This is a genomic window from Arthrobacter cupressi (assembly GCF_900099975.1).
Lineage (GTDB): Bacteria > Actinomycetota > Actinomycetes > Actinomycetales > Micrococcaceae > Arthrobacter > Arthrobacter cupressi.
The window spans coordinates 84619-97037 of sequence record NZ_FNEI01000002.1 but is presented as its reverse complement, the minus strand read 5'-3'; the positions used below and the strand labels follow the sequence as shown (position 1 = coordinate 97037).

Annotated in this window: 13 protein-coding genes; 5 read left to right on the top strand and 8 right to left on the bottom strand. The window is 64.0% G+C overall.

Translation table 11 applies throughout. The annotated features are described in order from the left end of the window. Window positions 1-33: 33 nt before the first annotated feature. Window positions 34-969 (top strand): hypothetical protein, encoded by a 936-nt coding sequence (locus BLP88_RS02875; protein WP_074586774.1) that lies wholly within the window; start codon window positions 34-36, stop codon window positions 967-969. Here BLP88_RS02875 and BLP88_RS02870 read toward each other — a convergent pair. The 4 genes from BLP88_RS02870 to BLP88_RS02855 form a co-directional block, all read right to left on the bottom strand. Continuing rightward, window positions 953-1642 carry a GntR family transcriptional regulator gene (locus tag BLP88_RS02870; protein ID WP_074586773.1) on the bottom strand — a complete coding sequence of 230 codons (690 nt, stop codon included), beginning with the start codon at window positions 1640-1642 and terminating at the stop codon, window positions 953-955. The genes BLP88_RS02875 and BLP88_RS02870 overlap by 17 nt on opposite strands. A 172-nt stretch (window positions 1643-1814) precedes the next feature. Then, window positions 1815-2879, bottom strand: coding sequence for a DUF6282 family protein (locus BLP88_RS02865; RefSeq protein WP_074586772.1), 1065 nt, complete (start codon window positions 2877-2879; stop codon window positions 1815-1817). A gap of 30 nt (window positions 2880-2909) precedes the next feature. Continuing rightward, a complete protein-coding gene (locus tag BLP88_RS02860) occupies window positions 2910-3590 on the bottom strand; it encodes an aspartate/glutamate racemase family protein (RefSeq protein ID WP_217635129.1) in 681 nt (226 codons plus the stop codon). Then, window positions 3587-4951, bottom strand: coding sequence for an MFS transporter (locus BLP88_RS02855; protein WP_074586770.1), 1365 nt, complete (start codon window positions 4949-4951; stop codon window positions 3587-3589). The genes BLP88_RS02860 and BLP88_RS02855 overlap by 4 nt, the downstream gene beginning before the upstream one ends. A gap of 343 nt (window positions 4952-5294) precedes the next feature. Between BLP88_RS02855 and BLP88_RS02850 the strand changes: the two genes are divergently transcribed. From BLP88_RS02850 to BLP88_RS02835, 4 genes are all read left to right on the top strand, one after another. Continuing rightward, the gene (locus tag BLP88_RS02850) at window positions 5295-5648 is read left to right on the top strand and encodes a hypothetical protein (RefSeq protein WP_245679747.1); all 354 of its coding nucleotides are present in this window, start codon (window positions 5295-5297) and stop codon (window positions 5646-5648) included. Between the two features lie 76 nt (window positions 5649-5724). Then, entirely contained in the window at window positions 5725-6306 is a 582-nt protein-coding gene (locus tag BLP88_RS02845) for an AAA family ATPase (RefSeq protein WP_074586768.1), read from the top strand. A 109-nt stretch (window positions 6307-6415) separates the two neighbouring features. Further along, window positions 6416-7507 (top strand): type I restriction endonuclease, encoded by a 1092-nt coding sequence (locus BLP88_RS02840; RefSeq protein ID WP_074586766.1) that lies wholly within the window; start codon window positions 6416-6418, stop codon window positions 7505-7507. Window positions 7508-7562: 55 nt separating this feature from the next. Beyond that, window positions 7563-8339, top strand: coding sequence for a nuclease-related domain-containing protein (locus BLP88_RS02835; protein WP_074586764.1), 777 nt, complete (start codon window positions 7563-7565; stop codon window positions 8337-8339). A 13-nt stretch (window positions 8340-8352) separates the two neighbouring features. On the opposite strand, the gene BLP88_RS02830 is transcribed toward BLP88_RS02835, so the two are convergent. The 4 genes from BLP88_RS02830 to BLP88_RS02815 all read right to left on the bottom strand — a co-directional run bounded on the left by BLP88_RS02830 (window position 8353) and on the right by BLP88_RS02815 (window position 12359). Next, window positions 8353-9210, bottom strand: coding sequence for a prephenate dehydratase (locus BLP88_RS02830; protein ID WP_074587172.1), 858 nt, complete (start codon window positions 9208-9210; stop codon window positions 8353-8355). Between the two features lie 70 nt (window positions 9211-9280). Continuing rightward, on the bottom strand, window positions 9281-10504 hold the full coding sequence (locus tag BLP88_RS02825) for a metal-dependent hydrolase family protein (RefSeq protein ID WP_074586762.1): 1224 nt from the start codon (window positions 10502-10504) through the stop codon (window positions 9281-9283). Beyond that, on the bottom strand, window positions 10501-10971 hold the full coding sequence (locus tag BLP88_RS02820; protein WP_074586761.1) for a GAF domain-containing protein: 471 nt from the start codon (window positions 10969-10971) through the stop codon (window positions 10501-10503). The genes BLP88_RS02825 and BLP88_RS02820 overlap by 4 nt, the downstream gene beginning before the upstream one ends. Beyond that, the gene (locus BLP88_RS02815) at window positions 10968-12359 is read right to left on the bottom strand and encodes an MFS transporter (protein WP_074586759.1); all 1392 of its coding nucleotides are present in this window, start codon (window positions 12357-12359) and stop codon (window positions 10968-10970) included. The genes BLP88_RS02820 and BLP88_RS02815 overlap by 4 nt, the downstream gene beginning before the upstream one ends. Window positions 12360-12419: the final 60 nt, after the last annotated feature.

Below are 12419 nucleotides of genomic sequence, written 5' to 3'. Positions count from 1 at the left end.
CTGGCTCGGAACAAAACATTGGGGGTACGTTCCATGAGCCATACGGCGATTCATGCAACACGCGGCAAAGACCTCGGCGTCGCGCTGCTGGCCGGTGTCCTGTGCGGACTGATCGGGCTGGCGCCATGGCTGGTCAGCGGTCCGCGCCTGCCGCTGCAAAACCTGTGGGCCGCCGAGGTGCCGCCGGAAGCCATGCCGTTGTCCCTGCTGCCGTTGAGCCAGTACAAACTGGTGACGCTGGTGACCCTCCTGGCGGTCGGCGGCGCGGTGGCTGGCGTCGCTGTGCGGCTTCTTTTCCCGCCGCGCCGGTGGCCTCCTGCCCGACGACGGCCGCTCGCCTGGTGCGCGGCCGCGGGCGTCCTGCTGGTGCAGCTTTTTGCGACCATTCAGGCCTTCGCGGTGCTCAGGAACGGCCTCGTTGACGGTGACGCCGCATCGGACCTCTACTTCGGCGGGCTGCTGGCAGGGGTTATCGCCGCGATTATTGCCGGGCTTGTTGCCTGCCTGCTCCTTTCCGCGACGTCCCCTGCCGTAGTGGCGCTTGGGGTTGGCCTGATGGCGGTGCCGTTCGGGAATTGGGTCTCCGCGTGGGCGGCGGACACAGCCAGCCTCGGCCAGCTGACGCCGGCCTTCTTCGGGCTCATTCGCTGGCTGCCCGCTGTGCTGGTGGGCCTGGCCCTCGCGTGGTGCGGCTTCCGGCCGCCTGTCCGGGTCCTGGTGTGGGTGGCGGACCTCGCGCTGCTCTGGGTGGTCCCCGCCCTCTTCATCTCCGTCGACTACGTCCTCGGTACCAGGATCCGGCCGGGCGACCTGGCGGAAATGCTCCTGATGAGCCGGCAGATCCTGGCGGCGACCCTCGGCCCGGCCGGCGGCGGGGGCCTCAGCGTGCTGGTGGCCCTCGCCATCGGGCTGGCGGGCACCGTTGCCCTGGAGGTCTTGCGGAGGCGGAAGGTCACGTCGGTGGCGTGACCCTGGCGGAGTTCCGGGCCATGAGGCCGCGGGAGCGCATCAGTTCGTCACGGTACTTGCCGACATGGGATGCCGCCTGGGCAGCAGCGCGTGCGGGATCTCCGCTGGCAATTGCTTCATACAATTCCCGGTGTTCCCTGATGAGGTCGGCAAGGTCGCTCGCGTGCCGGAACAGCCAGTGCATGCGCCCTTGGAGCGGGTCCAGCGACGACCGCAGGAAATTGTTGTTCGCGATCCTGATGATTTCCTCGTGGAATTCGATGTTGGCGTGATAGCCGGCCATCTTGGCGCCCCGGGCCTCGCACCGGGCGGAGTGGTCGAGGAGATCCCGCAGTTTCTTGAGGTCCCCGGACGATGCGCGGGTGGCCGCGAGGCGGCAGGCGAAGACTTCCAGGAGCTCCCGCATCTCAAAGAGATCCTCGACGTCCTTGGCGCTCAGCGGGTTCACCTCTGCCCCGCGGGACCCGGGATCACTGAGGAGCCCTTCCTGCCTGAGCATCCGCAAGGCCTCGCGGACGGGAAGCCTTGAAACATAGAACTCCGCGGCAAGATCCCGCTCCACCAACCGGGTGCCCGGGGCATAGTGGCCCTCGAAGATCCTCCGGCGGATGGTTTCCCGGACGGTCTCGCGGAGGGGCTGCTGCTTGTTGTTGGGTTCATCTGCAGAAAACATGGTGTCCAATCCGCCGGTCCCCAATACTTGGTATACCAAGGAAAGCGATAGCGACGGCGGCTTGTCAATACGTCCCGGTTGCACTCCGGAGCCGGAGGCCCGGTGCCGGCCGTCCCCTTGCGTGCCGTGTGGCCGCACTGCCCGGCTGGCAATGCGGCCACGCGGCTTGCGGTCATTCGATGTCCAGCAGCCGCTCCGCATTGGTCTTGACCAGCAGGTGGATTTCCTCCGGCGTGAACTCAAGATCCAGCAAGGTGCTGATGAGGGTCCGCTGGCCCTCCAAGGGCGTCGGCCCCGAACGGATGCCGTAATCCGTGCCCAGGACAAAGTGCTCCAGCCCGATCTCGCGGATCTGCTTTGCCCACGGGACCACACCGCCGCTGAGCTCGGGCGTGCTGGCGATACCGGCAATTTCGTCGGCAAGCTCCGGCTCGACGTAGTAGTTGGTCCGCCGGAGACCGCGGTGGAACATCCAGTCCGACACGGCCCCTTCGAGAAGGGCGCCCTTCTCCACCAGCGCCTTTTGCTGGGCCACCGTCATGCGGGCCCGGCAGGGATGTGCCACAACGATCTTCCGGATCCCGAACTCGACGGCGAGGTCGACCAACCGGAACGCTTCGTCCACGGACACGTGGCCCGTATTCAGGTGCACCTCCGGCCGTTCCGCTATGAGTTCCAGGATCTCGCCCAGGTCATCGGAAACGGGTCCTTCCAACGGGATCCGGATGGCCCGTGGGAGCTCGTCCTTGGCGAACTTGGGGTACTGGTCAACAAAGCGCACGAGCTTGCCGTCAACAAAGCTGCCCTCGTGGATCACCATGTGGTGGGTGCAGTGCGCCCCGAAATGCACGAACCGCGCACCGGCCCCGTAGTGGAGGGCTGTCTTCACGGCCCGCGGATTCATCCCGCCAAGGACGCTGGTCAGGATAATTCCCCCGAACACCTCGATTCCGGGGACCTGGTACTTCGTGAGCTGGGCCGTCCCGGTGCTGACGCCCAGGGTGTGGTCGTAAAAAACGAGGGACTTCATCCCTGCGGCCTTTGCCTGCTCGGCGATGCGGAACGGATCCAGCCGGCCCGGGCAGGACTTAAGCCAGGGACCGCTGTGAATGTGGAGGTCGCTGGTTCCCCGGATCAGTTCGTCCGGGAGTTCCATGGAACGCTCGGCGAAGGTCTCCCGCGGAAGTTCGGAAAACTCGGCCAGCGTGGTTGAACGGGCATCAGTAGTAAGTGTCAAGACAGCGTCTCCTTTGTCGTGGGTAAAGGTTTATTGGGAGTCGACGCCGGCCATCGCCGCCCGCGTAAGTGCGAGCCGCGCAGCCGCGGGAACGGGCTCCACAATCGGTACGGTGAACAGCCTGCTGAGGGAAGCTGCGGCTACAGCAAGCGGACCGCCGCCTATGACGACCGCTTCGGCGCCGTCGTCGGACACGGCGGTTTCGCAGGCGAGCGCCAGCCGCGCTTCCAGCTGTTCCGGGTCCCGCATGAGTTCCGCAGGTTCTCCCTCCGTCAGCTGCAACCCTGCGAAAAGGTCACCGAAGCCGTAGTCAACAACCTTGCAGTGGATCGCCTTAGCCAGTTGCGGAGTGGTCGTCACGATGGAGAACCTGCGGCCTCCGGCAGCCGCTTCGATCATTCCGGCCTCCGCAATGCCGGTGACCGGCACCGGTGAGGCGGCTTTCAGGGCCTCCAGGCCCGGGTCCCCGAAAGCCGCCACAATCACGCCCGAGTACCGCGAAAGCTCCATGGACGCGGCCAGTTCCAAGGCGGCGTCAGCGCTGGCAGCGAGTTTGGCGTCGTCGTCGATAAGCGGAGCTCCCCACCGGGCCGTGGCACCCTCCACCGTCTGACCATCCGGCATGGCCGAACCGGCAATCGCAACCATGCGGCGGGTGGTCGCCCCGTTGGTGTTCGGATTGATCAGGAGCAGGGGCAGCGTCGCGGTCACGACGGCACCCGCGACTCAGTTCCGCTTTCCACTTCGGCAGGCGCCGCCGTCGTGTCCTTGCGGATAAAGGCAAGGATCAGGGCCACCGCAACGAACTCCACGGCCGCGATGATGAACAGCCCCGAGGAATACGAACCCGTGCCGGTCTTGATGGCCCCGAGGAACTGGGGCGCAAAATAGCCGGCCAGATTCGCGATGGAGTTGATGAGCGCCAGGCCCGCCGCGAGCGCTGTACCCGACATGAACCGCGGAGGCAGGCTCCAGAACACCGGGATGGAACCCATGGTGCCCGCTGCGGAAAGGGCCAAAGCCAGGATCACCCCGACGGCACTTCCTGCATCCTGCGCGACGGCAGCCAGGACGAGCCCCAGTGCGCCGACGCCCGCAGCGGTGGCCGCGTGCCATCGTGCTTCGCGCCGTCGGTCGGAAAGCCAGCCGTTGAGGATCATGCCGCCCCACCCGAAGACGAAGATCCCGGACATGATCCACCCGATGGTGGTGAGGTCCGTGAAGCCGGCCGCGGACATGAGGCTGGGTCCATAGAAGGAGAGCGTGGCGTTACCGCAGATGATGCAAAACAGCGTCAGGATCAGGACCCATACTGTGCGGGTGCGCAGGGCCGCACTGAATTTGTGCTCGCGGCCGCTTTCGGCGGCTGATTCCAGGTCCAGTTCGTAAGAGACGTGTTCGCGTTCCTTGGCGCTGAGCCACTTGGCGTTGGCGGGCTTGTCGGTCATGACGAAGACGGCGAGGATGCCGAGGACGATGGAGGGGAAGCCTTCGATGATAAAGAGCCATTGCCAGTCCGCCATCCCCATGGCGCCGTCGGTCCGGGTCATGATGAGCGCGGCCAGCGGACTGCCCATCAACAATGCGATCGGCGAGGCGGACATGAAGATCGCGATCGAGCGCGCCCGGCGATGTGCCGGCAGCCAGAAGGTGAGAAACAGGATCAGGCCGGGGTGCAATCCGGCTTCGAACGCGCCCTGCAGGAATCGGAGCACGTAGAAATGCCATGGCTCCGTGCAAAATGCCATGAGGACCGACACAACGCCCCAACCGATGGCGATCCTCATGATGGTTTTGGGTGCACCGATTTTCTGCAGCAGCAGGTTGCTGGGCACTTCGAACAGGAAGTAGCCCAGGAAGAAGATTCCGGCGCCGGCGCCGTAGATCGCGTCGCTCCAGCCCAAATCGTCCAGCATCGTCAGTTTCGCAAAGCCCACGTTGACGCGGTCGAGCCAAGCCAGGATGTACACGATGGTGGCGAAAGGAAGTATCCGGAAGACAATTCGCCTGAATGTTCTGTTCCGCTCTTCAAGAGTGGATTCAGGAATCGGCGCAGAGTCAGCTTGGGGCATGATTGCTCCTCCATATTCCAACATGCGAGAGATAAATTTCATTACACGAAGAAAATTAGGCCCAGCCGAATTGCCCGTCAAGGAAAAGGGGCCCTGGGATCCCGAAGCCGCTTTCAAGCCTTCGGGATCCCACGGTCATCTGATTCCGAAATGGAATTGCCGCCGAATTGCAAGCAAGGCGCCCTTGAAGCAATTTCGCACAGGACGCGAAGATCAATAAATGGGGCGTCGAATCGGCATGGCGGTTGTTCAGTGTCTGGTTGTAGTGGCGGTGTGCGGCGCCCTCGGCTCTTGCTCCAGGTATCCCGTCAATCCACCGCCGTGCTTTCCGCCGAAGTATTCAGTGCAACCCACAACTGCCCGGCCCGGCGAAACAATCACGGTTTCCGCCCCGGATGCCACGTGCAACCCCAGCTACGGGATGGACGCCAGGATTGAAGTTTCCGTCACCGACGCCGCCGGCACCGAGGTCTTCAAGAAGACAGGACCAATGAACAACGACGGCGGATTTGCCTTCACGTTCAAAGTCCCGGCCGGGCTGAAACCCGGCAGAGCCGGCGTCACCGCCGTGCCGTACGGACTCGACTGGTGCGATGACACCGGGAAGAACAACCGCCTGAGCCGGCAGAAAACCGGGGACGGCATCGCCAGGACTTCCTGCGTCATTCCCGTCGTTCCGCTCACGATCAGGCCGTGAGCTGTGTCTCACCTTGGCGCGAATCCGGGACAATCCGGCAACCCGCCTCGTTGAATAGAGGACGAGGGGAGGCCACATGCTCATTGTCCTGACAGGAATCGACGGCGCAGGAAAGTCGACGGCGGCCCGCGCCTTGCGTGAATCGGCCGAGGAAGAAGGCACAGACGTCCTGGTGCTCAGCAACCATGCCGGCAGGCGCAGGATGTCGCTGCTCAGCGCCAGGTTCGGTGTCCAGTTGCCACCACGGCTGGCCGATACGGTGGAAACTTCCATCCGGGTCACCAACGTGCTGATCTCTCATGCACGGGCCCGGCGCTTCCAGGGCCTGGTGGTGATGGACCGGCACCTGCATTGCCAGTTGGCACTGCGCGAGGCCAATGGGCTCCCCCGTGGCTGGCTGCTCCCCCGCCTTCTCGAGGCTCTCCCTGCTCCGGACGTCGTCGCCCATTTCGACGTCGACCCCGAACTGGCCCATCAGCGCATCCAGGCCAGGGGCACGGATGAGGAATCATTGGAGGACCTGTCGGCCTTCCGCGCGGCGTACCGTTCGCTGCCCGAATACCCGGGCTTCGCAGAGATCGACGCCGGAGCCCCGCCTGCCGAGGTCCTTGCGAGGGTGAAGCGGGCCGCAGCGGTGGATCAGAAAGCGGCGGCCTAGGAATTTCGGCCTGCGTTCACTGCTTTGGAAATTAGCCCCGTTAGTCTCCCGTTTTGTCTGATGCCTCGGCTACTGTGAGTTCGATCGAGCATCAACCGTAGGGGGCTAAATGGAATTCGCAGAACGACTCACGTCCTTGGCTGCAAAGGTGCGCCAGCAACGGGGAGCCATCGAGACCGAAGAAGCAACAAAGAACGCTTTCGTCATGCCGTTCATCTCCTCAATCCTGGGCTATGACGTATTCAACCCGCTGGAAGTGGTTCCGGAGTTCACTGCCGACGTTGGAATCAAGAAGGGTGAGAAGATCGACTACGCAATCGTGAAGGACGGCGAAGTCCAAATCCTCATCGAATGCAAGAAATCGGTCGGCCCCGTACGGATCGAGCATGCTTCACAGCTGTTCCGGTACTTCGCTGTTACTAACGCCCGCATCGCCATCCTGACCAACGGCGAAATCTATCAATTCTTCACCGACCTCGACGCCCCTAACCGGATGGATGCCAAGCCTTTCCTGGTGTTGGACCTGAACGACATCGACGAGTCCCTTATCCCGGAGCTCCAGAAGCTCTCGAAGGAAGTTTTCGACCTCGATTCAATCATTAGCGCGGCAGGAGAGCTCAAATTCATCGGGGAACTCAAGCGAACCCTGGCCGCACAGTTCAAGGACCCAGAAGATGAGTGGGTGAAGTTCCTGACGGCACGGGTCTACACGGGCCCATACACGCAGAGGGTACGGGAACAGTTCACAGTCCTTGTAGCCAAGGCCGCAAAACAGTTTCTCAACGATCAAGTGAATGAGCGGCTCAAGAAGGCGTTAGGGGCCCAGTCGTTTGTGGTTTCAGACGCGACTGTGGTAGCCCCTGAGGTCACCAGTGCACCGGCGGTCGAGGCAGATCTCGCGGAAGCGGATGGCATCGAAACAACGCTCGAGGAAATCGAGGGCTACCAGATCGTACGAGCAATTGTGTGCAGCGAGGTGAAACCGGCGCGGGTCGTCCAGCGCGATGCAAAGTCCTATTTCGCCGTCCTTCTCGACGACAACAACCGCAAGCCGATCGCGCGCCTTCATTTCAACCGTGCGCAAAAATACATCGGCCTCTTCGACGCAAATAAAGAAGAAACCCGGGTGCCCATCAACTCCCTCGAAGAGATCTATGAGCACACCGAAGTTCTCCGTGCCAGCGTAAAGAGCTATCTCTAAGGAACGCTACGGGGCCGCCATGACCGCCCCGTAGCCTCCGCAACCGGAGTGCACCATGTCCGACAATTCACAACTGCGTCGCCATATCCCGGGTCAAGCCGTTATCAATCAGGTCATGGCGCTCCAGGAAGCCGTTCCGGCTCAAGCGGCAATCGGCCGAATACTGGGGGTCAACCCGCTAACGACCGAGGCTAAACCTTGGTACCAGGGCGCAACAGCCGAAATCGCGGTGGGGAAGGTCCTTTCTGGTTTGGGCCCGGAATGGACTGTCCTCCATGCGGTCCCCGTCGGCGTGGGCTCCTCAGACATCGATCATGTAGTAATCGGCCCCGGCGGTATCTTCACTCTCAATACCAAGAACCATTCGGGCCACTCCGTCTGGGTGGCCAGCCGGACCCTCATGGTTTCCGGCTCGAGAACCCGGCATATTCCGAACTCCGCATACGAGGCGCAACGGGCTTCCAAGCTGCTCAGCTCAGCGCTCGGCATGCCCGTCTCAGCGACGGGCGTTCTGGTGATCTTCGGCGCGAAAAACCTGACAATCAAGGAGCGGCCCGCCGACGTCGTCGTCCTCTCCACCCAGCAGCTCGTGCGCTGGCTACGGCGACGGCCACAGCTGCTGTCCAGGTCGGAGACCGAACGGATCGCAACGGTCGCCGCCAATCCACGGACATGGCATCGGAACCCTCAACCCGCGAATGATCCCGGCGCACTGCACGCTCGGTTCCTTGCCCTCCAGCAGAAAGTCCAGCGGGCGGCACTGATACGCGCGGCCTGGGTTCTGGTAGCCGCGTGCCTTTTCGTTGCCGCGATTCTCAACTTGCCTTTCTAGGAAACCCCGCCGTTCAGGAAGCGTCCGCGTGCCTCGCGCGGTAGGCATCGGCGGCATACACGCCGAGGATCCGCACCTCCGTGGTGAAGAACTCGAGTTCCTCCAGTGCGCGGCGGAGCCGGGGATCTTCCGGGTGCCCCTCGACGTCGGTCATGAACATGGTGGCGGCGAATTCATTCCCTACCATGTAGCTTTCCAGCCGGGTCATGTTCACGCCGTTGGTGGCGAACCCTCCCAGTGCCTTGTAGAGGGCGGAGGGAACGTTGCGGACGCGGAAGACAAAACTCGTGATCGCCGGACCTGGCAATTCCTTCTTCGTGGGAAGCGGCCGCTCCTGCGTGAGGACCACGAAGCGGGTGGTGTTGCTGGGATCGTCCTCGACGCCGGAGGCCAGGACCTCCAGTCCGTACAGTTCTGCGGCGAGCGGCGGAGCGAGGGACAGTTTGCGTGGATCGTTCCAGTCGCGCACTTCCCTCGCGGACCCGGCGGTGTCCCCGGCGATGACCGGTTTCAGCCCCGCATCCCGGATGATCCGGCGGCATTGGCCCAGTGCGTGGATGTGGCTGTGCACCTCGATGGCTTCCTCAAGGGTGGAGCCGGGGATGCCCATCAGGTCGAACCGGATGGGGAGGAAATACTCCCCGACAATCTGGAGCTTGGATTGCGGGAGCAGGGCGTGGATGTCCGCCACCCGGCCGGCGATGGAATTCTCAATCGGGATCATCCCCAGCTCCACGGCCCCCGTGGACAGCAGTTCAAACGCATCCTCGAAGCTAGCGCAGGGCACGCTTTCGGCGTGGGGGAACATTTCCCTGCAGGCGAGGTCCGAGTTCGCTCCGGGCTCTCCTTGGTAGGCAATCCTTTGAGTCATGACGCTCATCATTCCATTGAGCCCGGCCGCGCAAGCAATCGCCCGCGCGGCCGGTGACACACCCTAAGCCCTACCGCGAAACCACCGCGCCGTCCTGGATGAGGTACTCCAGGTGTTCGCTGATGTCGGCGAGCACGGCGATGTCCGCCACCGGGTCGGCGTCCAGGACCAGCAGGTCGGCATCCGCTCCGGGTGCGACGACGCCCAGCTCGCCTTCGCGCCCCAGCAGCAGGGCCGCCGTCGTGGTTGCCGAACGGATGGCGTCGATGGCGGGCTGGACCTTGCCGAGCAGCCGGAACTGTTCGTTCTGGTGGCGGTGCATGCCGCCCAGCAGGTCCGAGCCGAAGACGAGTTTCACGCCGGCTTCATGGGCGCGCGCGATCGCTTCCAGGCCGCTGCTCAGCACGGAGTCCACCTTGGCCCACATCTCTTCGGTGAGGCCGAATTCCTTGCCTTCCTCCTTCAGCGCCCAGTAGGTGACCAGCGTCGGCACCAGGAAGGCGTCCTTCTCAAGGAAGAGGCGCAGGCTTTCGTCGTCGAGCAGGTTGCCGTGCTCGATCGAGCGGACGCCTGCCTCGAGCGCGCGGTTGATGGCGCGGGCGGTGTAGGCGTGGGCGGCGACGTACCGGTTGGCGGCTTCGGCTTCCTCGACGGCGGCCCGCATCTCCTCCATCGAGTACTGGGTGGAGTCGATGCGGTCCGTGGGAGAGGACACCCCGCCGGAGGCCATGATCTTGATGTGGTGGGCGCCCTTGCGCAGTTCGTCGCGGGCGGCGGCACGGACGGCATCCACGCCGTCGGCCACGCGCCCGATCCCGCAGCAGCCACGGCCGTTGGGATCGTGGTCTTCACCGGGCAGGCGCATGTCGCCGTGGCCGCCGGTCTGGCTGAGGGCCTTGCCGCAGAAATGCAGCTTGGGGCCCTCCAGCAGCCCTTCGCTCTGGGCCAGGGCCAGGCCGAAGTCGGCGCCGGACAAATCGCGGACGGTGGTGAAGCCGCGGCGGAGCATCTCCCCCATGATCCTGGCGGTCTGCGCGTAGACGTACGACGCCGGGGTCCAGGTCAAGGAGCGGAAGTCGGCGCTGGATGCCACCACGTGGACGTGCGCATCGATCAGGCCGGGAATGACGAACTTGCCGGTCCCGTCGATGGTCCGGGCACCCGCGGGAGCCTCGGCGTCGAGCCCGACGGTGCGGATCTTGCCGTCGACGCTCACGACGTCGGCAATCGAGTAAGTACCCGCGTGGACGTCCAGGACGCTGGCATTGCGGATGACAAGGGCTGTGGTGCTCATGGGAGAAGGGAATCCTTCCGGATGGTTGACGGTTCGTGGGTGAAGGCGGCGGCGAGTTCTTCCGCGCTGGCGGCGAGCACCGCCGTCGCGGTTTCCACGCTCTGCTGCGAGTAGCAGCCCTCGGCGTCGAGCAGCGCGAGGACACCAACCACGTCGCCGTCCTTCAGGACGGGAAGGTTGATGACGGCACCGCAGCCCAGGGACCGGATGAGTTCGACGTCGGTGAAGACTTCGGCGAGTCCGGCTAGGTCGGCTGCCAGGAAAGGCCGCTTGTCCGCGATGACCGTGCCGAGCCAGCCCGGGGAGATTTCCACTGTCTTTTCGACGCCGAGCGGGTACTCCTCGGGGTGGCTGGTGAAGACGCGCCGGAGGGCCGAGCGTTCGGCGTTCCATTGCAGGGCGGTGAACAGGATGACGCCGGGATTCCGCTTCAGGGAGTCGAAGGCGTCCTGGAAGGCGGCGGTCATTTCAGGCTTCCTTCGCGTACGGATTCGTGTTCGGCGCGGGCGTTGATGTCTTCCAGGGACTTACCCGCGGTGGACGCTCCGAAGATCACCACGCCCAGCACACCGATGGTGAGGACCACTGTGGTCATGGTGAACACCCCGCCGAAGCCGAGTGCCGCAGAGAAGATGCCGATGATGGACGGTGCCAGGATGCTGCCGATGCGGCCCACCGCACTGGCCATGCCGACGCCGGTGGCGCGCATCCAGGTGGGGAACAGTTCCGGGGTATAGGCGTAGACGCCGGCGTACGTTCCATTCAGGAAGAAGGAGAGCGTTGCGGCGGCCACGAGGATCATGCCGGAGTCGTTGGACTGGCTGAGCCAGAAGGCGCTCAGGGCGGAGCCGGCCAGATACAGGGCGATGGTGTTCTTGCGGTCGATCCGGTCGCAGAGCCAGGCGGCGGAGAAGTAGCCGGGGATCTGGGCCAGGTAGATGATGATCGAGTATTCGAAGCTCTTGGTCACGGTGATGCCCCGGCCCACCAGCAGGGTGGGGATCCAGGAGAAGAAGCCGTAGTAGGAGAAGGTGATCACGAACCAGATCAGCCAGATCACTGCGGTGCGGCGGCGCAGGGCCTTGGACCACATGAATTTCAGGGCGTTCCAGAGGGTGACCTTCTGCTGGTGCCGGGCGATTTCTTCTTCGGCCGGTTCCAGCGGGGCGAGCGGCTTCCGGGTGGCCTTGACAACGCTGGCTTCGAAGTCGGACACGACGCGTTCGGCCTCGGCCGTGCGGCCTTGGCTGAGCAGGTAGCGGGGCGATTCGGGCAGGCTGCGGCGCCACCAGAGCAGCAGCAGGATGGGCACGGCAGTGATGACCTGCGCCCAGCGCCAGCCGTCGTCGCCCAGCGGAACCACGAAGCGGCCGATCAGGGCGGCTCCCACGAAGCCGAAGGAGAAGAAGCCTGCCAGGGTGCCGATGAACCAGCCGCGGCGCTTGGGCGGGATGAACTCGGACAGGAACGGGGCAATGATCACGCTCTCGGCACCGGCGCCCAGGCCGGCCAGAACGCGCGCCACCAGGAACACCTCGAAGTTCGGCGCCATCGCGGCCACCACGGACATGGCGCAGTAGAACGCCAGGGCCCACAGCATGACCTTCTTGCGGCCGAAGCGGTCCCCCAACCAGCCGGCCAGAATGGCCCCGAAGAAGAAGCCAAGCGGAGCAGCGGAGCCGACCAGGCCGAGGCTGGCGTTGCTGAGGCCCCACAGTTCCTTGATGCGCGGCAAGAGGAACGCCACGACTGCCCCATCCATGCCGTCGAACGAGTATCCGAGGCCTCCGATGAGGAGAAGCTTGTAGTGTGGTCGACTGAGTGACAACCGGTCCAGACGTGCGGTGAGGGACATGAGATTCCTGCCAAAGTGGGCGAAGTTGTACATTTTGGAGAATTTGCACAAGTCTGTGCA

Coding starts and splice junctions, on each gene's coding strand:
- BLP88_RS02875 (WP_074586774.1), top strand. CDS start 34: ATGAGCCATACGGCGATTCATGCAACACGCGGCAAAGACCTCGGCGTC.
- BLP88_RS02840 (WP_074586766.1), top strand. CDS start 6,416: ATGGAATTCGCAGAACGACTCACGTCCTTGGCTGCAAAGGTGCGCCAG.
- BLP88_RS02855 (WP_074586770.1), bottom strand. CDS start 4,951: ATGCCCCAAGCTGACTCTGCGCCGATTCCTGAATCCACTCTTGAAGAG.
- BLP88_RS02820 (WP_074586761.1), bottom strand. CDS start 10,971: ATGACCGCCGCCTTCCAGGACGCCTTCGACTCCCTGAAGCGGAATCCC.
- BLP88_RS02835 (WP_074586764.1), top strand. CDS start 7,563: ATGTCCGACAATTCACAACTGCGTCGCCATATCCCGGGTCAAGCCGTT.
- BLP88_RS02845 (WP_074586768.1), top strand. CDS start 5,725: ATGCTCATTGTCCTGACAGGAATCGACGGCGCAGGAAAGTCGACGGCG.
- BLP88_RS02825 (WP_074586762.1), bottom strand. CDS start 10,504: ATGAGCACCACAGCCCTTGTCATCCGCAATGCCAGCGTCCTGGACGTC.
- BLP88_RS02815 (WP_074586759.1), bottom strand. CDS start 12,359: ATGTCCCTCACCGCACGTCTGGACCGGTTGTCACTCAGTCGACCACAC.
- BLP88_RS02870 (WP_074586773.1), bottom strand. CDS start 1,642: ATGTTTTCTGCAGATGAACCCAACAACAAGCAGCAGCCCCTCCGCGAG.
- BLP88_RS02830 (WP_074587172.1), bottom strand. CDS start 9,210: ATGACTCAAAGGATTGCCTACCAAGGAGAGCCCGGAGCGAACTCGGAC.